Source organism: Bacteroides cutis, from assembly GCF_900241005.1.
In the GTDB taxonomy this organism is placed as follows: Bacteria; Bacteroidota; Bacteroidia; order Bacteroidales; family Bacteroidaceae; genus Bacteroides; species Bacteroides cutis.
In genome coordinates this window covers 406455-427271 of record NZ_OEST01000003.1, presented here as the reverse complement: position 1 = coordinate 427271, position 20817 = coordinate 406455, and the positions used below count along the sequence as shown (strand labels likewise).

At 40.9% G+C, this 20817-nt stretch carries 18 protein-coding genes, 2 tRNA genes and 2 pseudogenes; 8 read left to right on the top strand and 14 right to left on the bottom strand.

The genetic code is table 11. The features are described 5' to 3' along the window. Positions 1 to 70: 70 nt before the first annotated feature. From ffh to C1A09_RS09065, 5 genes are all read left to right on the top strand, one after another. On the top strand, positions 71 to 1393 hold the full coding sequence (ffh, locus tag C1A09_RS09085; RefSeq protein WP_101543223.1) for a signal recognition particle protein: 1323 nt from the start codon (positions 71 to 73) through the stop codon (positions 1391 to 1393). A gap of 409 nt (positions 1394 to 1802) precedes the next feature. After that, positions 1803 to 2696, top strand: a complete 894-nt coding sequence (folD, locus tag C1A09_RS09080) for a bifunctional methylenetetrahydrofolate dehydrogenase/methenyltetrahydrofolate cyclohydrolase FolD (protein ID WP_101543222.1) — start codon at positions 1803 to 1805, stop codon at positions 2694 to 2696. After that, the gene (locus C1A09_RS09075) at positions 2693 to 3835 is read left to right on the top strand and encodes a CapA family protein (RefSeq protein ID WP_101543221.1); all 1143 of its coding nucleotides are present in this window, start codon (positions 2693 to 2695) and stop codon (positions 3833 to 3835) included. The genes folD and C1A09_RS09075 overlap by 4 nt, the downstream gene beginning before the upstream one ends. 90 nt (positions 3836 to 3925) lie before the next feature. Next, positions 3926 to 3999: transfer RNA gene (locus tag C1A09_RS09070), tRNA-His, on the top strand. Between the two features lie 247 nt (positions 4000 to 4246). Then, entirely contained in the window at positions 4247 to 5890 is a 1644-nt protein-coding gene (locus tag C1A09_RS09065; protein ID WP_101543220.1) for a B12-binding domain-containing radical SAM protein, read from the top strand. Between the two features lie 306 nt (positions 5891 to 6196). On the opposite strand, the pseudogene rhuM reads toward C1A09_RS09065, so the two are convergent. The 12 genes and pseudogenes from rhuM to C1A09_RS09010 all read right to left on the bottom strand — a co-directional run. After that, positions 6197 to 6417 (bottom strand): annotated as a pseudogene (rhuM, locus tag C1A09_RS09060) (RhuM family protein); the annotation flags it as partial. Positions 6418 to 6467: 50 nt separating this feature from the next. Further along, positions 6468 to 7463 carry an alpha/beta hydrolase gene (locus tag C1A09_RS09055; protein ID WP_158557852.1) on the bottom strand — a complete coding sequence of 332 codons (996 nt, stop codon included), beginning with the start codon at positions 7461 to 7463 and terminating at the stop codon, positions 6468 to 6470. A 106-nt stretch (positions 7464 to 7569) separates the two neighbouring features. Further along, positions 7570 to 7917 carry a Spy/CpxP family protein refolding chaperone gene (locus tag C1A09_RS09050; RefSeq protein ID WP_101543218.1) on the bottom strand — a complete coding sequence of 116 codons (348 nt, stop codon included), beginning with the start codon at positions 7915 to 7917 and terminating at the stop codon, positions 7570 to 7572. Between the two features lie 36 nt (positions 7918 to 7953). Further along, positions 7954 to 9318 carry a formylglycine-generating enzyme family protein gene (locus C1A09_RS09045; protein ID WP_101543217.1) on the bottom strand — a complete coding sequence of 455 codons (1365 nt, stop codon included), beginning with the start codon at positions 9316 to 9318 and terminating at the stop codon, positions 7954 to 7956. 22 nt (positions 9319 to 9340) lie between these two features. Next, positions 9341 to 10762 carry a formylglycine-generating enzyme family protein gene (locus C1A09_RS09040; protein WP_233519935.1) on the bottom strand — a complete coding sequence of 474 codons (1422 nt, stop codon included), beginning with the start codon at positions 10760 to 10762 and terminating at the stop codon, positions 9341 to 9343. A 9-nt stretch (positions 10763 to 10771) separates the two neighbouring features. Beyond that, positions 10772 to 11215 carry a hypothetical protein gene (locus C1A09_RS09035; RefSeq protein ID WP_101543215.1) on the bottom strand — a complete coding sequence of 148 codons (444 nt, stop codon included), beginning with the start codon at positions 11213 to 11215 and terminating at the stop codon, positions 10772 to 10774. Positions 11216 to 11236: 21 nt separating this feature from the next. After that, the gene (locus C1A09_RS09030; RefSeq protein ID WP_101543214.1) at positions 11237 to 11566 is read right to left on the bottom strand and encodes a hypothetical protein; all 330 of its coding nucleotides are present in this window, start codon (positions 11564 to 11566) and stop codon (positions 11237 to 11239) included. A gap of 4 nt (positions 11567 to 11570) precedes the next feature. Continuing rightward, positions 11571 to 12116: an RNA polymerase sigma factor gene (locus C1A09_RS09025; protein ID WP_101543213.1), complete on the bottom strand. Its 546-nt coding sequence runs from the start codon at positions 12114 to 12116 to the stop codon at positions 11571 to 11573. Continuing rightward, a complete protein-coding gene (locus C1A09_RS16230) occupies positions 12100 to 12312 on the bottom strand; it encodes a hypothetical protein (protein ID WP_145998979.1) in 213 nt (70 codons plus the stop codon). The genes C1A09_RS09025 and C1A09_RS16230 overlap by 17 nt, the downstream gene beginning before the upstream one ends. A 3-nt stretch (positions 12313 to 12315) precedes the next feature. Next, complete coding sequence (locus C1A09_RS09020; RefSeq protein WP_101543212.1) at positions 12316 to 12675, bottom strand: hypothetical protein; 360 nt, start codon at positions 12673 to 12675, stop codon at positions 12316 to 12318. 621 nt (positions 12676 to 13296) lie between these two features. Next, a pseudogene (locus tag C1A09_RS09015) lies at positions 13297 to 14052 on the bottom strand (phage integrase SAM-like domain and Arm DNA-binding domain-containing protein); the annotation flags it as partial. Between the two features lie 274 nt (positions 14053 to 14326). After that, positions 14327 to 14411, bottom strand: a tRNA-Ser gene (locus C1A09_RS09010). A 421-nt stretch (positions 14412 to 14832) separates the two neighbouring features. Between C1A09_RS09010 and pflB the strand changes: the two genes are divergently transcribed. Then, entirely contained in the window at positions 14833 to 17061 is a 2229-nt protein-coding gene (pflB, locus tag C1A09_RS09005; protein WP_101543211.1) for a formate C-acetyltransferase, read from the top strand. A gap of 129 nt (positions 17062 to 17190) precedes the next feature. Next, positions 17191 to 17916, top strand: coding sequence for a pyruvate formate-lyase-activating protein (pflA, locus tag C1A09_RS09000; RefSeq protein WP_101543210.1), 726 nt, complete (start codon positions 17191 to 17193; stop codon positions 17914 to 17916). Positions 17917 to 17986: 70 nt separating this feature from the next. Here pflA and C1A09_RS08995 read toward each other — a convergent pair whose 3' ends face one another. Both C1A09_RS08995 and C1A09_RS08990 read right to left on the bottom strand, forming a co-directional pair. Continuing rightward, positions 17987 to 19306 carry an outer membrane beta-barrel protein gene (locus C1A09_RS08995; protein ID WP_101543209.1) on the bottom strand — a complete coding sequence of 440 codons (1320 nt, stop codon included), beginning with the start codon at positions 19304 to 19306 and terminating at the stop codon, positions 17987 to 17989. Beyond that, entirely contained in the window at positions 19307 to 19855 is a 549-nt protein-coding gene (locus C1A09_RS08990; protein ID WP_101543208.1) for an RNA polymerase sigma factor, read from the bottom strand. Between the two features lie 176 nt (positions 19856 to 20031). On the opposite strand from C1A09_RS08990, the gene C1A09_RS08985 reads away from it, so the two are divergent. After that, the gene (locus tag C1A09_RS08985) at positions 20032 to 20736 is read left to right on the top strand and encodes a NigD1/NigD2 family lipoprotein (RefSeq protein WP_101543207.1); all 705 of its coding nucleotides are present in this window, start codon (positions 20032 to 20034) and stop codon (positions 20734 to 20736) included. Positions 20737 to 20817 lie beyond the last annotated feature (81 nt).

The window sequence follows — 20817 nt, the reverse complement described above, 5'->3', positions numbered from 1 at the left end:
TACGGGGATTTTTTGTACTTTTGCGGCTCAATAAGAGTAATTTGTAATTTAGTAATTGTAATTAGATACTATGTTCGATAATTTAAGCGAAAGACTTGAGAGGTCGTTTAAAATTCTTAAAGGTGAAGGTAAAATTACCGAAATCAACGTAGCAGAAACGCTGAAAGATGTACGTAAAGCCCTTTTGGATGCTGACGTAAATTATAAAGTAGCCAAAAGTTTTACAGATACAGTAAAGGAAAAGGCTTTGGGGCAGAACGTACTTACTGCCGTTAAGCCCAGTCAGTTAATGGTGAAAATTGTACATGATGAACTGACTCTACTCATGGGCGGTGAAACTGCTGAAATTAATATTGATACCAAACCTGCAGTCATTTTGATGTCCGGTTTGCAAGGTTCAGGTAAAACAACTTTCTCCGGAAAGTTAGCTCGTATGCTGAAAAGTAAAAAGAACCGGAAGCCTTTATTGGTAGCTTGTGACGTATATCGTCCTGCTGCAATCGAACAATTACGTGTACTGGCCGAACAAATTGAAGTACCTATGTACTCCGAACCTGATAGTAAAGACCCGGTGGCTATTGCACAAAATGCCATCCAGGAGGCAAAAGCTAAAGGTTATGACCTCGTAATCGTCGATACCGCCGGTCGTCTGGCTGTAGATGAAGAGATGATGAACGAAATTGCGGCTATTAAAAAAGCGATCAATCCGAATGAAATTCTATTTGTCGTAGACTCCATGACTGGCCAGGATGCCGTAAATACGGCAAAGGAATTTAATGAACGACTGGATTTCAATGGTGTCGTATTGACAAAGTTGGATGGTGATACGCGTGGTGGTGCTGCTCTTTCCATCCGTTCAGTGGTCAATAAACCCATTAAATTCGTGGGTACTGGTGAAAAGTTAGATGCTATCGATCAGTTCCATCCCTCACGTATGGCCGACCGTATTTTGGGTATGGGTGATATTGTTTCTTTGGTAGAACGTGCACAAGAGCAATATGACGAAGAAGAGGCTAAACGCCTGCAAAAGAAAATTGCTAAAAATCAGTTTGATTTCAACGATTTCTTAAGTCAGATTGCCCAAATCAAAAAAATGGGTAATCTAAAAGAACTTGCTTCAATGATACCGGGTGTGGGTAAAGCGATCAAAGATATTGACATAGACGATAATGCCTTCAAGAGTATTGAAGCCATTATCCACTCTATGACTCCCGAAGAACGTAGTAATCCTGCAATATTAAATGGTTCACGCCGTCAGCGCATCGCCAAAGGTAGTGGAACGAATATTCAGGAAGTGAACCGTCTGCTGAAACAGTTCGACCAAACTCGTAAGATGATGAAGATGGTTACAGGTAGTAAGATGGGAAAAATGATGCCGAAGATGAAGAGATAATATCTTTTTATAGATAATAAAGGAGAAAGCATGTAAACTTTCTCCTTTTTTTATTATGCTACTTGGATGAATTGTATTACATTTGTTATTTCAATCACAAAATAGCATACATTATGAAAATGAGTTTTTTAGCAGTTACTATCAGTCTACTGGTAATATTTTGTGTATGCAATTCTGCATAAACACAACAACAAGCTGGTGCATATATAGTAAAAGAAGAATTAAGTAATTCTTCTGCAAATGTAAAGATGGCTTATATGATGCATTACGATGATAATAAGAATATTAACAACACTCTTATAGGAGACAACCAATTTATATTCGGCATCATCCTTAAACGTAATCTTCGTGGTGACAATATGATTCAAACTGTAACAGAAATAATGACAAATAAATAACAGAAAATAGTATGCAACTAATAGACGGAAAAACAATTTCAGAACAGGTAAAGCAGGAAATCGCTGCTGAAGTTGCCGAAATCGTAGCTAAAGGTGGCAAACGCCCCCATCTGGCCGCAATCCTTGTAGGACACGATGGCGGCAGTGAAACTTATGTTGCAGCCAAAGTAAAGGCTTGCGAAGTATGTGGATTTAAGTCTTCGCTCATTCGTTACGAATCTGATGTGACGGAAGAAGAGCTTTTGTCTAAAGTACGCGAACTTAATGAAGATCCCGACATTGACGGTTTCATTGTGCAATTACCTCTGCCCCAACATATTTCAGAACAGAAAGTGATCGAGACAATTGATTACCGCAAGGATGTTGATGGTTTCCATCCTATCAATGTGGGTCGTATGTCTATCGGACTACCTTGTTATGTATCCGCCACCCCCAATGGTATCCTCGAACTCTTGAAAAGATATAAGATAGAGACCTCCGGCAAAAAATGCGTAGTACTGGGACGTAGTAATATTGTGGGTAAACCTATGGCTGCCTTGATGATGCAAAAAGCTTACCCGGGAGATGCAACCGTAACCGTTTGCCATAGTCGTAGCAAAGATCTGGTAAAAGAGTGCCAAGAAGCAGATATTATTATTGCCGCCTTAGGGCAACCCAACTTCGTAAAGGCAGAAATGGTAAAAGAAGGTGCTGTGGTTATCGATGTTGGTACTACACGTGTACCGGATGCTACAAAAAAGTCTGGCTTTAAGCTGACAGGTGATGTCAAGTTTGATGAAGTCGCTCACAAATGCTCATTCATTACTCCTGTACCGGGTGGTGTAGGACCAATGACTATTGTTTCATTAATGAAAAATACTTTATTGGCAGGTAAGAAAGCAATTTACCAATCACAGAAGCAATGAAAGCGCTTGTCGTTTTTATTACTCTATTATATAGCGTAACCCTTTTTGCGCAGGAAAGGATTACGCTATTATTTGTTGGTGACTTAATGCAACATCAAGCTCAAATAGATGCAGCACGTACTTCTGATGGAAAGTATGACTATTCCCCTTGTTTCTCGCAGGTAAAAGAACAAATTTCAAGAGCAGATATCGCTATTGCCAACCTCGAAGTAACACTTGGAGGGAAACCTTATCATGGATATCCCTCCTTTAGTGCTCCTGATGAGTTTCTAAAGACAGCCAAAGATGCCGGTTTCGATATTTTTCTCACTGCCAATAATCATTGCCTAGACCGTGGTAAGAAAGGACTGGAACGTACTATCCGAATGCTTGATTCCCTTTCTGTACTACATGTTGGAACTTACAAAAACCTATCCGAACGAAAACAACATTATCCCCTTTTCATCTATAAGAAAAATTTCTGTATTGCTTTACTTAATTATACTTATGGTACGAATGGAATAAAAGTCTCCTCCCCGAACATCGTAAACTATATTGATAAAGAAATCATCCAACAGGATATTTCTAGTGCTAAAGCTAGAAAACCAGATGTAATTATTGCCTGTATGCATTGGGGAGAAGAATACCATTCACTCCCCAATAAAGAACAACGAGAACTTGCCGACTGGCTATTACAGCAGGGGGTAACACATATCATAGGTTCACATCCACATGTTATTCAACCCATGGAATTACGTACAAATGGCTTTCAACAACATGCAATAGTCTATTCATTAGGCAATTTCATTTCCAATATGAGCGCGACGAATACAGATGGTGGACTAATCTTTACCTTGGAACTTGAAAAATATCCACTCCCCCCACCTGTATATCCGAGATTTACCGACAAAAGTTATTCTCCATCCTTTGTATCCTCATTTATCTCTTTTCCCTTCCCTCGGGTCATACATTGCGGATATAATTTAGTTTGGACCGCACATCCCAACCTCACTAGGGAAAAAAATTATATTCTTTATCCTGTTAATTTTTCTTCAGACAGTTTACCATCTACGGTTCGTAACCACTTGAATATCTTTTTAAAAAACTCACGAAAACTATTACAACGATACAATATCGGAATTATAGAGAATAGCAAATAGCAAAAAACAAACAAAAATATTTGCCATATTCTTTGCAATATTAAAGATTATCTCTATCTTTGCACCGCATTTAAGAAATGCATAAATATGGTGACTGTAGTTCAGTTGGTTAGAGCGTCAGATTGTGGTTCTGAATGTCGAGGGTTCGAGTCCCTTCAGTCACCCCCCCAAAAAGAGGAAATTCAAAATGAATTTCCTCTTTTTTTTATGTACAAGGCTTTTACGTTATAGAGGTCATAGCCCCAAAAAGAAAAGAAGATATGTAGCGTAACATCTTCCTTACGTTACATATTTTTATTGTGTAATATATTGTTTTTCATTGCACTCGGTAAGTATTTCTTTAGCATCAAAGTGAAAGGAAACAAATCAAGAAAAATACTTTATCTTTGCAAAAATATAACTCAATCGGATATGAAAATTCTCTGGATAGACCTGAATAGTTCCTATGCTCATTCCTCATTAGCTCTCCCCGCATTGCATGCGCAGTTGGTAGACGATTCTTCCATTGAATGGAACGTCGTATCAGCTACAATCAATGAAAATATAGGTAGTATTGTAGAAGAAGCCTATCAATACAAGCCCGACATCCTCGCCGCAACAACTTGGCTTTTTAACCATGAACAACTATTACATATTACCTCAAGACTGAAAGTACTGTTACCCGAATCTTGTTTCGTTTTAGGAGGTCCTGAATTTCTTGGAGATAATGAAGAATTCCTACATAAAAATCCATTTATTAATTGTGTATTCAGAGGAGAAGGAGAAGAATCATTCCCAAAATGGTTGTCCCATTGGAATGAGCCACAACTATGGAACGACATTCCCGGCCTTTGTTATCTTGATTCAGAAAGAAAATACAAAGATAATGGCATAGCCCGTGTGTCGAACTTTTCAAATCTTACCCCCCCCGAAGCAAGTCGTTTTTTCAATTGGAGCAAACCTTTTGTGCAGCTCGAAACTACCCGAGGATGTTTCAACACTTGTGCTTTCTGTGTCAGCGGAGGAGAAAAACCAGTACGTACTTTATCTATTGAAAACATTCGTAAACGGCTCCAAATCATCCATCAACATGGGATAAAAAACGTACGGGTACTTGACCGTACATTTAATTACAACTCACATCGGGCAAAAAAGTTACTTCAGTTATTTCTTGATTTCCCTGATATTTGTTTTCATTTAGAGATACATCCTGCACTTCTCTCCCACGAGCTAAAAGAAGAATTGAGACAACTGCCCAAAGGACTTCTCCATCTTGAAGCCGGTATTCAAAGCCTCCGCGAACCGGTACTTCAACAAAGCCGTCGTATAGGTAAGCTATCTGATGCATTAGAGGGACTGAAATATCTTTGCTCATTACCCAATATGATAACCCATGCTGACCTTATAGCCGGCCTTCCATTGTATCATCTCAATGAAATCTTTGAGGATGTACGTACTCTCGCCAGATATAATGCCGGCGAAATACAACTGGAATCACTAAAACTACTTCCCGGTACAGAAATGAGAAAACGTGCAGAAGAACTTGGCATACAATATTCTCCCCTACCCCCATACGAAGTTTTACAAACACGAGAAATCAGTGTCAGCGAATTGCAAACTGCCCGGCAACTTTCCCGCTTACTAGATGGCTTCTATAATACAGCTGCCTGGCAAACTCTGACTCGCGAATTGATATTACACGATGAGAATTTCTTATATGACTTTCTCAACCATCTGATACGTACAAATCTCATTGATCAGCCTATGAGTCTCGAAAAACGTGGTCTTATTCTTTATGAGTATTGCAAACAGAACTATCCTAGTTACCAAACGATCGCTACTATCGCATGGATAGAAGCCGGTATGTCACTGAAGAAGCTCCCGGCAGAAAAGGTTAAAACCAAACATCAAGTTCCCCCAGAAAATTGGAATGTAATATATGGAGAATACAACAACAGTCTTCGTCTCTGTTTTCTACCCACTGATGAAGAAGCAGAAAATGGCTATTGGTTCGGTTTCGAATCAGAAATACAGAAAGCAAAACCTTCATTCAAAGCTTCAAAATTATCTTTATAAAGTATTAGGGACTATAACTAATTAAGTCATTATCAGGTTATTTATAAACAAATCGTTACCGTTTTTGTCCGGTAAGGAATAGGTAACAATTTAGCTACAATTTTTTTTCTAAAGATATATCCTTATCTTTCAAATATTTAAAAATCCATTTTCTTGGTATAGGTAATGGATTTGTAACGTGCTACCTTCTTCATCTTGCTTCAAATTGAAGTGGAATGATTAGCCAATAACAAAGGTAAGCAAAAATTCAGATTGTCCAATGTTGCCTTGATAAAAACAATTATGTCCATCCCCATACGACACACGTTATTTATTATCTTTCAACTTCTTGATTTCCTTATCAAAATCACTTTCCAATAAATCCATTTCACGTTTGCGATAGATAGCGAACTCTTTTTTGCTTTTTCAATCGCTTGTTTGTGCGAAATGTTTCCCTTGCCAATCAAAACTTTCCATTTATGAGCAATAATCTGATTATCTAAAGCCTCTATCCAGTCTTTCATCGTCATAGGATTTGTAGACAAAGCTATTATTATTTTCATATTGCCTGCCATTGACAGCATAACCTCAAATATTATCAATTGGGGAACAAGAATGGTAGTGCATTATATAAATACTCCGCTAAAGAACGAAACTCATGCCGAGCCCCTTCTTGTTCATGGAAAGTCAGATTGTTGACAGAAAACACGTCCGAGAGTTGTGCCATACCCTGAACTTGTGCCCAAATTCTATCGTATGCGACATCATCCGTTCCGCTGCAAGCCCATATATAAAAATCATTCTTCGATGAAGTGGCGGAACGAACAATGTTGGCAAAATATTCTGCTGTCTCAGTCGGATAATCCATTCCTGCAAAACGTCCTAATGACCAGCTATCAGAACTTATCGGCATAAAGTATTTGAAACAATCCGGCGTGTGTTCCAATGCATACCAAGTTGTTACAGCCCCCATTGAAAAGCCCCCGATAGCCCGATGTTCTCTTGACGCTTTTATTCCGACAATATCGGTGCTTTCAGTATATGTGTGATAACGACTCTCTACAATCGGAATCAAATCGTTTACCAGTTCTTGTGGTAGAGCCTCGCAATAGGGATCTGCATCAGGATAGTAATCAACAGGATTACCATAAACATAGCTTGTTGAGACAACGATAGTCGGAGCCATATCACCATTGCCTATCATGTGATCCAGCAATTTACATAACAACCTATTTTCATTTTGAAAGAAGGAAGCTGCCGTTTCGCCATGGCCGTGTACAAAATAAAATACATTATAACATTGGTCAGATACTTCCTCGTAACCATACGGTAAATAGATGTAGGCAGTATTCTTGCGCATTTCCCCATTTCCTTTCACGTAATTTTGGGTGTCATAATCAATTTGCACAACACTCCCTTTTAATGCAAATTCCTGATTATATTCAGACGGGACGGGTGTTGTTTTGTTCAAGAGTTCTGTATAATCAGATGAAACTCCAACTTCAGGTTCTTGCTCCGAAGGTATTATAGAATCCCCCTTGTCATTATCATTGCAAGCAACCATACATAAGCAAAGCAACAGGACTTTAATCATTATTCTAAATTGATACATTATACTTCGGTTTCAATGAGAATTGTGTCATTAGTCCGGACTCCCTATGCTAAGAAGTCCAGACCTTGAAACACACAATGACTAACTTTTATTCTTTAACCTTGTTACGTCTGTCTTTCTTCATTTCAGCAATCGCCTGTTCCGTCATTTGTTTGTAAATGGTTTGCTGTTCGGCAGTCAAGAGAAGAGAAATGTCTGCTGTCAATTTCTCCATGACTTCCCTACGTTTCTCACGGGGATATTTTTGCTTGTTGAAGTCTGCATACAATTCACGGATTTTTGTTTCCTGTTCATCGGTCAGTTTCAATTTTTCATCCATCTGCTTGATACGCTGTTCTGTCCGCTGCTGTGCGGTCATCTGACGGTTGTTGTCTTGTGCAGACACTTGAAGGACTGTAACAATGGCAATGGCCATAACTAAAAATATTCTTTTCATACTGAATTTTCTTTTACGGGTTGATTATTAAATTGATTATAACTTTGATTTCATGGATTTGGAGACATCTATCCTTACAATTCGAAAACCTACGTTGGCATAACCTTGCGTACCGACTCTTACATCATCCGATTTCTCGCTACGGCAATCGTCACGTTTGGAGTCCCAACTTCCTCCTTTGACGATATACTGCCCATCGGCATCGGTCGAGGTAGTCCATTCCCAGCAGTTTCCCCAAAAGTCAATGCCTCCACACGCTCCTGTGGATTGTTTGTAAGCATCCACTGCCGTCAATCCTGATTCAATATGGTTGGCGTTCATAGCCACATCTTTAGGCATATGTCCGGCACCGAGAATCCATTCTTCTTCGCTTGGCAAACGGTAGATGTGCTTCCGATCCTGCTTCGTAAGCCAATCGCAATAAGCCGTGGCATCGGCAATGGTGATATTTACCACCGGATAGTTTTCTTTACCTGCATCATAGGCAAATCGAGGATTAAATGCGGCATATTCGGCATTGGTTACCGGTACATAGCCGATATAGGCATTGGGAGCCGATGCACCGCGCAGTACCATCCACGCATCCTTCGGGTTCTCGTCCCTGCGAGGGTCTATAAAGCGCAGGAATTGCTGTTGTATGCGGGTATCTCTATTCTGCACCATCTCGTCCACAATACCTTGCATGTGTTCCACTATGCTGTAAGTCCGGGCTTCACGTTCCAGTTCACGGAGTTTATTTTTCTTTCTTGCCACTATTTTGTCGTAGCGCACACACATCTGGTCGAGTAACGCCTGTTTGTTGGCTTCCGTCGGATTCTTCCAGTATTGGACGAACAGGTTATGCGTCTTGGAATCCATTTTGGGACGTCCCTCTTCCACGAGTGGGGCATCGGGCTTGTCGAACTCCAATTCACTTTCCACCCAATCATCGGGACTGATAAATTCTCCCAAGTCCACTTTCTGATGCACACCGAAATAATGGGCCACAAGTCCGTCCCGGTAAATGGAGAGCCTGTATCCTCCGTAAAGGTCGCAAGGCAAGGTGGAAATGTAGTAGTCTTTTCCGGGTATAAATCCAGACTTATTGCTCGCACTATATGTAATGATAGTACTTGTATGTGCCATATCACCGATTGCTGTTTTTCCTTGAACATCCTTACAAATGGTTGCTACACCCGCCAATGGAAGTCCATCCACACTTTCCAGTTCTACCTTTATCACGCCTGTAAGCCGGAAATTGAATTTGATACCGCATCGGTTGGAGGGATCTCCCTCGTATCCATCCGCTTTATCCGTCTGGAGGGTTGAAACCACGATTTTATCTTCCTTGTCGCTGTCTTGTGCGGACACAGCGGTGGCCGTCACAATAGCAACAGCCATTGCTAAAAACAAATTTTTCATATTCGTATATTATTTTGGAGAATTAAATAGAATCAGTTCTTACGACTCTGAAACCGACATTGGCATATCCTTGTGTACCAATTCTTACGACATCGGATTTCTCGCTACGGCAATCGTCACGTTCAGAATCCCAACTGCCGCCTTTAATGATATACTGCCCGTTTGTATCCGTGGATGAAGTCCACTCCCAACAGTTGCCCCAAAAGTCAATGCCTCCACAAGCACCTGTTGTCTGACTGTAAGCATCCACAGGTGTCAGTCCCGTCTCCACACGGTCGGCGTTCATTACAACGTCCTTCGGCATATGCCCTGCACCGAGAATCCATTCCTCGTCGGTAGGCAGACGGTAGCTATGCGAATTATCCTGTGCCGTAAGCCAATCGCAATAAGCCGTGGCATCCGCAATCGTGATATTCACTACCGGATAGTTGTCCTGTCCGGCTTCATAGGTAAAATTTGGTTTGAAGGCTGCATATTCCGCATTGGTTACAGGGGCATAACCGATGTAGGCATTGGGGGCAGACGCACCGCGCAGTACCATCCACGCATCGTTGGGGTTGTCATCATTCCGGGGGTCTATAAGGCGCAGTAACTGCTGTTCGAGACGGATATCACGGTTCTCTACCATCTCATCCACAATCTCCTGCATTTCTTCCACCACATCCAAAGTTAAGGCTTCCCTCTCCAGTTCACGGAGCTTGGCTTTCTTGCGAGCTACTACCTTGTCGTAACGGATACCCATCTGATCCAATAACGCCTGCTTGTTTTCTTCCGTAGGATTTTGCTGATATTGACGGAGAAGTGCCGTTGTCGTGGCATCCAGTTCCGGTCGTTCTTCTTCCACGAGCGGTGCATCCGGATCGTCAAATTCCAGTTCATCCTCCTCCAAATCGACGGGACTTATGAACGAACCTGATTCTACGGTCTGGTGTACACCAAAATAATGTGCCACGAGTCCTTCCCGATAGATTGACAAGCGATAACCTCCATAAAGGTCGCAGGGTAAGGTAAAAATGTAGTAGTCTTTTCCGGCAGTCAGACCGTTTTCATCCGGGGCATTGAACACCAAAATGGAGTTGGCATTTTCCACTTCACCGACAAGTGTTTCCGCTGTTTCTCCCCATTGGATACCGACAGTTCCGGCCAAGGCATAACCATCTACACTTTCCAACTCTATTTTTGTGATTCCGGACAACTGAGAATTCAGTTTCAAGCCACTGGATATGCTGTGCAAATTCTGTGAACTTGGGAAATTCAACGCAGTAACCCCATTTTCATCATACCCGTCACTTCCTGCCACTTGTTCGGCAAGAACGGTCATGGTTGGATTTTCATTGCCGGACACCTCTTCCTGTTGGTCTATAATCTCTTCACTGTCACATGAAGACAAGGCTGACGCCATCAGAAACGACAGGCAAAATATGCCAAATACTTTTATTTTCATAATCTTGTCCTATTTATGGTTTCCTTTGTCTTTGGAACGGTTGAACAGCCTGTTCATCATTCCTCTTTCCAGTTCATATACTCTCTCTATTTGGCTGGGTGTTAAAAATTTGCAGTATTTCAAATAATACTTTTTCCTCAAGTCAAGTATCTTTTGGCTATGAGCAAACCTCTCATTCATTGCCTGTTCAGCCTCTTTATCCGAAAGATGAGAGGTATCTCTTTTAGGACGGGAGCCAAGTGCCCAAATATCTTTCTGGAACTGGCAGAAAGTCTCCACAAACTGCGTGGCTGTCGCGTCATCCATAGCCATCTCTTTGGCTATAAACCGGGCTTGGGTTTCGGCCAACTCTTCTCTGGTCATGCGCTGCCGTTCATTCTTTTGGGCATAAGCACTTGTGCTGATAGTTACCATTGCGATTGCAAGTGCAAGAACTTTAATGATATTCTTCATGTCTTTTTATTTTTTACTCGTTCAAAATTTCATAAATAAGTCATCCTGATAAGTTGCAAACAGGTAATCCTGATCACTACTGCTCAGATTGGAAAAAGCCTTTTCAACATCTTCAAAATCACTTCTTGAATTATCAGGCAATAAATTGAAGACAACCAATAGTGCAATACTTGCTGCCACAAGTCCTCCTGTCAAAGAATACCAAAGACGAAAATGATGTTTGGGTTTGGAAGGTAACATCTCCTGTCTTACAGTTTCCCATACGTTGTTTTCCATATCATCCAGAAAGCCATCGGGCGCGGTATAGGGAAGACGTTTACCTATGCGGTCGAAATCAAAATCTCTTTTCATACATCTAATTGTTAACATTCATATATTTGACAATCTTATCTTTGGCGATATGGTAGTTGGATTTTGCTCCATCTACTGTTGAACCGATGATTCCGGCAATCTCGTCATATCCCAATTCATTATAGTATCGCAGGTTAAAAGCCAGCTGTTGCTTGGTAGGCAAGGACAAAATGGCTTTTTGCAGCTTGACGGTTTCCAAATCACTGTAATCGACATATTCATCAGCCATCAGGCTGCTTAGTTCGCTGAAAGAGTCATCCAATGACACCAGTTCTTCTTTCTTATATTTCCCAAGCAGACGTAAGGCTTCGTTAGTAGCAATCCGATATACCCAAGAGCGAAAAGTACATTCACCTTTGAAATCGGATAAAGACCGGAACACCCTGACGAACGTTTCCTGCGTTGCATCCTGTGCGTCTTCATGAGCTACGACCAGTCTTCGGATATGCCAGTAAACTGCTTCCTTGTATTTCGCCATCAGATAACGGAAGCCTTTCTCCGGATCTTTAGCTGTCAGCCACACAAGTTCCTTGTCATCCTTTACGTTCATAATTTATCGGGTTTTCTATTGCTATATAAGTATCAGGTACATTCAACGAATCCGTACCTGTAGGCTGTTGGTAAAGAAGCATACAATGTCTGTGATGGTGATGATGGTGAGGGCGGGCCTTGCGCACGGTTACACAAGATTGTAGCAAACACATAGCGGTCATTCCCAATATCAGTAGTTTCCAATTCTTCTTCATATCCTATTGCCTTTTGATGTACACTTTCTTTTTTCCTCTGATTACAAGCCGTATGGGCTTTTTCTTATCCATGACAAAAGCGTCAAGTTCAGCTTCCGCCGATGCCATGCTAAGGTGTGTCATTTTTGCATATTGCCTGATAGTAAGGTGTTCATGCGTTTCCAGATAAGCTATAGCCATCGCCAATCGCTCCTTTGGGTTGAAACGGTTACTTACATGGGATATCACGTCAGGTTGAACTACAACAGTGACAACCCGGTTGGGACGATAATGCCGATGCCAATGTTGTGCATTTGCAGCTCCGCAAACCAATATCATCGCGATTAACAGTATTCCTGTTTTCCATTTTCTCGTTGTACACATAGTTATTGTATTATTTCGTTATACATTCATGTTCCACGAACCTTTTTATGAACTCATTCGAATGGGCGTTCTATATAAAAGACCTTGCAAAGAAATAAAAGTAAAATTGAGTCAGTGTTTTTCTTTGAAAAAAATCATAGTTTTGATAAAAACAAATGATATTACTTCTTGTAAAATGAGATTTTTATCGGATTGACTTAAGTTATTTCTTAATTCAGAAATTACTCATGACTTTCAATCATGTCATAGTAAAACATTTTTCACAGCATATTGTAGTTCATTTGCCCTATGTGAAGTTGCTGAACAGGTTCTGTTTGCTCAATGTTTCAGCCAGAGAATAACTCAGACTAGAATCTGTCATTTATTATGATAATTAGTAAAAATAAAATTCGACAACTATAAAGTTTATAGGAACTAACTATTAAAATTACGGCAAGAAAAAATAGCAGACAAACAAAAAACTCTATCTTTGCAGAGTGATAAAGCGTTCTTTAGACTTAATGCAAAACATGGCGAATATGTGCAGTTTGCTCGTTTCTAAATCGTTACCTATTCAAGAATAGGTATTCTCTAATTCTTTGTATATCAATCAGAAAGAAGAAGTCAAATGTCTTGCAACATGAAGCAGGAAAAAATAAACAAGTTCCTGACGTTTTCCAACCGTTCAGAAACCATCTTCTTTTTAAGGATGATTTTTATTTCATCCTCTGACAAGTAACCCCTATCCACTTTTTCCAAACGTATTTTATAACTGGCGAATGGGTCGCCTATCAAGATGCCATTATTACGGGCAATCAGGATAATACGTTTGAAAAACTGCATGAACTTAGCGGTCGTGTTATAACCACATTTACAGGTAGTACGCAAATATAACTCGAAGTCTGTAATGAACATCGGTGTTATTTCATTTATCGCAAAATCCGATACGTTATATTTGCTTTGGATGAACTCGGCAAGATGGCGGCGGGTCACTTCATATTTACGATAGGTAGCAATCGTCTTGGATATACCGACTAACTGCTTAACATCGTCATTGTTCTTTTTGAAAAGGGTAAGGACGGTTTCGTATTTCTCACTGTGTCCCAAAAATTCATTCTTCACCTTTTCGGCTGTTACATAATTGTCACGCCGTTGTTGTTCGTGGTAGATATTGCTTAAGGATGCTTTTATATCATCTAATAAAGCATTGATTTTACCTGTATCCTTACCTTTGGCTTTTCCTGCTGCGATATTCCAGCTATCAGGCAAAATGCTTTGTTTTGTGCTGAACTGGCAAAGTTTACCGTCAATGGTAATTCTTGCCATAATCATAACTTCACCGTTCTTTTTTTCAGAGCCTTTCTTTAAATAGAAAAGGACTTTAAATGTACTCTTCATAACCTCACATTTTTAAGTTGCAAAACCAATGATAACGCTTTAAATGTGAGATATTTAGACGGTGGACAAGTTCGGACTTTCTGCGGTCATTTTCGGACAAATCGTTACCGTTTTTGTCCGGTAGGGAATAGGTAACGATTTAGTAACGAAACTATGTCTTTTCAAGTCCTTTTGTTGTCTTGGAAACAAGACTTATAGGCAATAAAAAAACCTACAAATCGCTGATTTGTAGGTTTTTGTCCACTTACTGTCTTGTTTTGTCCAGTAGGTTCTGCGGAGAGACAGGGATTCGAACCCCGGGTGCCTCGCAGCACAACGGTTTTCAAGACCGCCGCAATCGACCACTCTGCCACCTCTCCAAAACTTCCTTCTCAAGAAGGCTTTCCGTTGAAAGCGGTGCAAAGGTAGTATTTCTTTTTTAATTCACAAATAATTTGGAATAAAATATTCCTGAAGCACCTCGATAAGTAAATTATAGACAAGAAGATATTATTCCTTTTATTACTATAATTTACATTTTCAGCTGTCAGATATTGGAGGAAGAAAAAAACACTTCAAACGAATAAATATTAGTGAGAAAACTATTAATTGTTAGTAATACTATATTAATTGATAACCTCCAGAAAAGTTATCTTTCACAGTATTTGTTACCTAATATTAGTTATTTTATGCTGTTCAACATAAAAATGAGTATTATCACTATGTAATTACGGAAATTTTTCCGTAATTTTGCACCTTCTAAGGATAACATTATCTAACCACCATCAAAAAAAGAATATTATGGAATTGAACAAAACCTTTATCGACGGGCTTTGGAGTAAAGAAATCAACGTCAGTGATTTCGTCAGTAAAAACATCGCACCCTACACTGGCGACGCTTCCTTTTTACAAGGGCCTACTGAGCGTACCAAATGTATTTGGGATCTCTGTGTAAAAGCTTTGGCAGAAGAAACTGCAAACAACGGTGTCCGTTCATTGGACTATACTACTGTATCGACTATCACATCACACAAAGCAGGTTATATAGATAAAGAAAACGAACTCATCGTCGGTTTACAGACTGATGAACTGCTAAAACGTGCTATCAAACCCTTCGGTGGTATCAATGTGGTGATGAAGGCTTGCCGTGAAAACGGAGTAGAAGTAGATGATAAAGTAAAAGAAATCTTTACTCATTATCGCAAGACGCACAATGACGGCGTATTTGATGCATATACTGAAGAAATTCGCTCTTTCCGTTCATTAGGCTTCCTTACAGGACTTCCCGATAATTATGCTCGTGGACGCATTATTGGTGACTATCGCCGTTTGGCTCTTTATGGCATCGACCGCCTTATCGAAGCAAAACAGGAAGATTTACATAACTTGACCGGTCCGATGACTGAAGCCCGTATCCGCTTGCGCGAAGAAGTATCAGAACAAATCAAAGCTTTGAAGGATATCAAAATAATGGGCGAATATTACGGTCTGGACCTCAGCCGTCCTGCTACATCTGCCCAAGAAGCCGTTCAATGGGTATATATGGCATATCTTGCAGCCGTAAAGGAACAAGATGGTGCCGCAATGTCTTTGGGTAACGTTTCTTCCTTCCTCGACATCTTTATCGAATACGACTTAGCTCATGGCAACATTGATGAAACTTTCGCTCAGGAATTGATCGACCAGTTCGTCATCAAACTGCGTATGGTACGCCATCTACGTATGCAATCGTATAACGATATTTTCGCTGGGGATCCGACTTGGGTAACTGAAGCTATCGGTGGACGTTTCAATGACGGACGTGTGAAAGTTACGAAAACTTCTTTCCGTTTCTTGCAGACATTATATAACCTCGGTCCTTCGCCCGAGCCTAACATGACTGTACTATGGAGTCCTGAATTACCGGAAGGGTTCAAAGATTTCTGCGCAAAGGTTTCAGTAGATACCAGCTCCATCCAATACGAAAACGACAACCTGATGCGTGAAGTACGTAACTGTGATGACTATGGCATTGCTTGTTGCGTATCCTACCAAGCTATCGGCAAACAAATACAGTTCTTCGGTGCACGTGCCAACCTTGCCAAAGCACTATTGCTGGCTATCAATGGCGGACGTTGCGAAAACACAGGAACTGTAATGGTGAAGGGTATTCCTGTTTTGACCAGCGATACATTGAAGTTCGAGGAAGTAATGGCCAATTACAAGAAGGTGCTGACAGAAATTGCCCGTGTCTATAACGAAGCAATGAATATTATCCACTATATGCACGATAAGTATTACTATGAAAAGGCTCAGATGGCATTTATAGATACTGATCCACGTATCAATCTGGCATACGGTGTGGCTGGACTTTCTATTGCTATCGATTCACTGTCTGCTATCAAGAATGCCAAAGTTACAGCCCGCCGCAACGAGATCGGTTTGACAGAAGGTTTCGACATCGAAGGTTCGTTCCCTTGTTTCGGTAATAATGATGACCGCGTAGACCATCTCGGTGTAGACTTGGTTTACTATTTCAGCGAAGAACTGAAAAAGTTGCCGGTATACAAGAACGCCCGTCCTACCCTGTCATTGCTGACTATCACTTCCAATGTAATGTACGGCAAGAAAACCGGTGCTACTCCCGACGGTCGTGCCAAAGGCGTGGCTTTTGCACCGGGTGCCAATCCGATGCACGGACGTGACAAGAACGGTGCTATCGCTTCATTGAGTTCAGTAGCCAAACTGCGTTACCGTGATTCACAAGACGGTATCAGCAACACGTTCTCTATCGTCCCGAAATCACTCGGTCCTACGGCAGAAGATCGTGTTGAAAACTTGGTAACGATGATGGACGGTTATTTCACAAAGGGTGCACACCACTTGAATGTAAATGTGTTGAACCGTGAAATGCTGGAAGATGCAATGGAACATCCTGAAAAGTATCCACAACTCACAATCCGTGTTTCTGGTTATGCTGTAAACTTTGTGAAACTGAGTCGCGAACATCAGCTGGAGGTTATCAGCCGCAGCTTCCACGAAAGCATGTAACAATTAAGTTGAGAGTATAATTCATCGGACACGGATCATGCGGATTTCTCGGATTGAATAAACACATCCGGAGTAAGACCGTGTAATCCGTGTCCTCTTTTAATACATTCATATTTATATGATACGATTATGATTAAAGTTCATTCATACGAATCGATGGGTACTTTCGACGGTCCCGGATTGCGACTTGTTGTTTTCCTGCAAGGTTGTCCCTTCCGCTGTCTATATTGTGCCAATCCGGATACGATAGATGTAAAAGGCGGCACCCCGACACCTGCCGATGAAATACTACAAATGGCAATCAGCCAAAAGGCATTTTTCGGAAAGAAGGGAGGGATCACATTTTCCGGTGGTGAGCCGACTTTGCAGGCAGAGGCGCTGATACCTCTATTCAAAGATTTACAATCCAATGGCATACATATTTGCCTGGACACCAATGGGGGGATCTGGAACGAAAAAATTGAAGAATTGCTTAAATTGACAGATCTAGTATTACTTGACATCAAAGAATTCAACCCCGAACGTCATCATATACTGACCGGTCGCAGTAACGAGCAAACGTTACGTACAGCTACTTGGCTGGAAACACACAATCGCCCTTTCTGGATACGTTATGTCTTAGTACCGGGATACAGCGATTTTGAGGAAGACATCCGTGCGTTGGGCGAACAGTTTGGAAAGTATCAAAACATACAACGGATAGAAATACTTCCTTATCATCGTTTAGGAGTACACAAATATGAAGTAATGGGTTGGAAATACCAACTAAAAGAAGTTAAGGAAAACACTCCTGGACAATTGGAAAAAGCAGAGAAACTATTCAAAGAATACTTTGAAAAGGTTATTGTTAACTAAAGGGGGAATTATTTATTACAATCTGTACGTTGTTAAAATCATTTTCCCCCTACAAGAATAACAAAAAGAATCAATACGTCAATCTTATTCCTCCCTGCAACGTAAAGTTACACGGATTGTCTTTTCGTATCGTCTGTACTTGCGAACCGTCATCAAAAAAGTAAGCCACTCCCGGTTCTACATACAAACCCACTCTATTACTTATGTTATATTGCGCACCGACAGCTCCCATCACTGAAAATTGTAGAGGTTTCACTGTTTCATCCTTACTGCCAATTTTTCCATATACGCACTTTTCCATGGCACCACCGGCAGCAACATACATCGTGAAAGACTTTTTATCTATAAAATTCCAATTTGCCCGTAAAGGTATACCGATATAATGTAACTTCTGATTCACCTTTTCCGAACTATCCTCATACTTGATATCCGAAGCAAGATAAGTGTATGTCAAACCTGTTTCCACAGAAAAACCTTTCACCAATCCTTTTCTTACGGAAAAGCCGAAACTCAATGGCTGCTTATGATCAATAGAGGCTATCCGAGTAGCACGTTTCTGTAGATATGGTAGCCCATCCTTAAAAATCAATTCCTCTCCCTCAGGAATAGCCAAAACTCCGTTAGCCGTTGAAGACAAGTCTATTTTTCCACCAAAACCACTACCGGGACTATTCTGTAGCATATTCTCTCCCATTGCATTGTCTCCCAAGGCCAATCCACCTGTATTACCTACTGACAAACCCACAGACCATCCACGCGATTTAGTACCCTTCTTTTCAACTGGTAAGAATAACTTATCTTTTCCATACGGACTACGGTGCATTACTTTTTCTTTTCTTCCCTTCTCCCTTTGCGACATAGCCGTCTCTTCTTTCCGGCCAACAGACTCTTCTACTACCTCTTCTTTATCTGCCTTCACCATATTTTCTACTGCCGGGACCTGTAAATCCATTTCTTCCTCCGTCTCATCCGCCACACTTACTTGCTGTGCCATCAAAGAACGACGCCCCATACCTGCCGATGATTTATTTTCACTGCTGTGGAAAGCTGGTTCCGATGAATTTGCCTGTACATCCGGCAACCGATTTTCCGGCAATTTATCAGGAAGCATAGCCAATGAAGGAACTGCCGCGTTGCGCACCTCATCCCCCACCGGACTTTGCAGTAACCATAAACTGATAGAAGATACAGCCACCAATAATACAGCCGCAGCAGCTACTGCCCACCGACGGAAAGGAATGATACGCCTTTTCTCTGCCAAAGGAGGTTTAGATACAGTCAATTCCTTCTCCAGCCGTTCCCATCCGGAAACAGGTAATGGTTCAGAATAGTCTTCTAACCGTTCTTTTATCTTTCGCATCCACAATTCATCTTCCATACGCTCTTTCATTTATCCATTCTTTTTCATCCACTCTCTCACCTTTACCGCCAAAGCAGCCTTAGCACGTGTCAACTGTGAAGCAGACGATTTCTCATTAATTCCCAACAATCGGGCTATCTCCTTATGAGATTTCTCTTCAAAAATATATAGGTTGAATACGGTACGGTAACCGGCAGGAAGTCCACTGATAAACTGCATCAATACTTTTTGAGGGATACTGTCCATTGACGACGCATCAGGTTCTTCATACACCTCGGGGACATCTTCCAACGCAGCCGACTGATTCATTACATCATTCTTCCGCAAATACTGCAAAACCGTATTCACCATCACACGCTCCATCCATGCCCGCAAAGACCCTTCTCCCCTCCAAGTGAATTTATCAAAGGAATCGTAAAGTTTCAAAAAACCGTCATGCATCAGATCCTGCGCCGTTTCACGATCACCCGCATAACGAAGGCAGACACCGAACATACGCCCTGCATAATGCTCATACAGTTCTTTGCGGGCAAGATTATCTCCTTGCCTACACCGTTCTGCCAGTTCCTGTTCTTCCATTCTTCCTTTTAACACGTGTTTATCCTATAAATGCAACGGGAACAAAAATACTGCATCAAAGAGATAAGAATTTCACACTTTGGTTTCTTTAACAATCTATTGTGCAGTATTTACATTTTGACTGCATTTTCTTCATACAAGAATTAAGACTGAATTAATTAACAAAACCTCTACTTATGAAGAAATTCAAAATAACTCTTAACGCATTTCTACTTTTAGTCATTACAATGCCCTTGTTGCAATCATGTCTGGATGATTGGGATGACAGAGAGCGTTCATCACTCACCATCGGTACAATAAGAATTATTGAAGGGAAGGATTATTATTTCTCCCTGGATGATGGAAGCAAGATGTATCCGAGCGATACTGCGTACATTAACAATTACGCATTGACAGAAGGTCAACGTGCATTTATTTACTTCAACCTGTTAGATGAAAAAATGGACGGTTATGACTATAACGCCCAAATAAACCACATCGAAAATATACTGACTAAAGATATCTACTCCATGCCGGAAGAAAAAGCCGATAGCATCGGTGATGACCGTATCAATGCAACAAACTTGTGGATTACGGGAGACTATCTGAATATTCAGTATCAACTATTTCATAATGACAATCCGGAGAAAAAGCACATGCTGAATTTGGTCATAAATGAAGCCTCTGATGGTAAAAATGATAAAGAGGGTTACATTACCCTTGAATTCCGCCATAATGCATATAAAGACGAACAACGTTTATTGGGTACCGGACTTGTTTCTTTCAAGTTAGACAAGATAGCCAACCAACTGGAAGGCAAAAAAGGACTAAATATCCGTGTCAGAAGCTTATATGATGGCGAGCGCTACATCACAGTAAATTTGAAGGACAAAGAAATGTAAACTGGCGGGAAGCACTCCTCCCTAACATTCCCCCAAAGCAGGACGATAAAACATATCGTCCTGCTTTGGATATATAAACAT

Excerpts from the sequence above, each read along its gene's own strand:
- pflA (WP_101543210.1), top strand. The coding sequence starts at position 17,191 with ATGATTAAAGTTCATTCATACGAATCGATGGGTACTTTCGACGGTCCC.
- C1A09_RS09065 (WP_101543220.1), top strand. The coding sequence starts at position 4,247 with ATGAAAATTCTCTGGATAGACCTGAATAGTTCCTATGCTCATTCCTCA.
- C1A09_RS09045 (WP_101543217.1), bottom strand. The coding sequence starts at position 9,318 with ATGAAAAATTTGTTTTTAGCAATGGCTGTTGCTATTGTGACGGCCACC.
- C1A09_RS09035 (WP_101543215.1), bottom strand. The coding sequence starts at position 11,215 with ATGAAGAATATCATTAAAGTTCTTGCACTTGCAATCGCAATGGTAACT.
- ffh (WP_101543223.1), top strand. The coding sequence starts at position 71 with ATGTTCGATAATTTAAGCGAAAGACTTGAGAGGTCGTTTAAAATTCTT.
- folD (WP_101543222.1), top strand. The coding sequence starts at position 1,803 with ATGCAACTAATAGACGGAAAAACAATTTCAGAACAGGTAAAGCAGGAA.
- C1A09_RS09025 (WP_101543213.1), bottom strand. The coding sequence starts at position 12,116 with ATGAACGTAAAGGATGACAAGGAACTTGTGTGGCTGACAGCTAAAGAT.
- C1A09_RS09050 (WP_101543218.1), bottom strand. The coding sequence starts at position 7,917 with ATGAAAAGAATATTTTTAGTTATGGCCATTGCCATTGTTACAGTCCTT.
- pflB (WP_101543211.1), top strand. The coding sequence starts at position 14,833 with ATGGAATTGAACAAAACCTTTATCGACGGGCTTTGGAGTAAAGAAATC.
- C1A09_RS09030 (WP_101543214.1), bottom strand. The coding sequence starts at position 11,566 with ATGAAAAGAGATTTTGATTTCGACCGCATAGGTAAACGTCTTCCCTAT.
- C1A09_RS08995 (WP_101543209.1), bottom strand. The coding sequence starts at position 19,306 with ATGAAAGAGCGTATGGAAGATGAATTGTGGATGCGAAAGATAAAAGAA.
- C1A09_RS09055 (WP_158557852.1), bottom strand. The coding sequence starts at position 7,463 with ATGATTAAAGTCCTGTTGCTTTGCTTATGTATGGTTGCTTGCAATGAT.
- C1A09_RS16230 (WP_145998979.1), bottom strand. The coding sequence starts at position 12,312 with ATGAAGAAGAATTGGAAACTACTGATATTGGGAATGACCGCTATGTGT.
- C1A09_RS09040 (WP_233519935.1), bottom strand. The coding sequence starts at position 10,762 with ATGAAAATAAAAGTATTTGGCATATTTTGCCTGTCGTTTCTGATGGCG.
- C1A09_RS08990 (WP_101543208.1), bottom strand. The coding sequence starts at position 19,855 with ATGGAAGAACAGGAACTGGCAGAACGGTGTAGGCAAGGAGATAATCTT.
- C1A09_RS09020 (WP_101543212.1), bottom strand. The coding sequence starts at position 12,675 with ATGTGTACAACGAGAAAATGGAAAACAGGAATACTGTTAATCGCGATG.
- C1A09_RS09075 (WP_101543221.1), top strand. The coding sequence starts at position 2,693 with ATGAAAGCGCTTGTCGTTTTTATTACTCTATTATATAGCGTAACCCTT.
- C1A09_RS08985 (WP_101543207.1), top strand. The coding sequence starts at position 20,032 with ATGAAGAAATTCAAAATAACTCTTAACGCATTTCTACTTTTAGTCATT.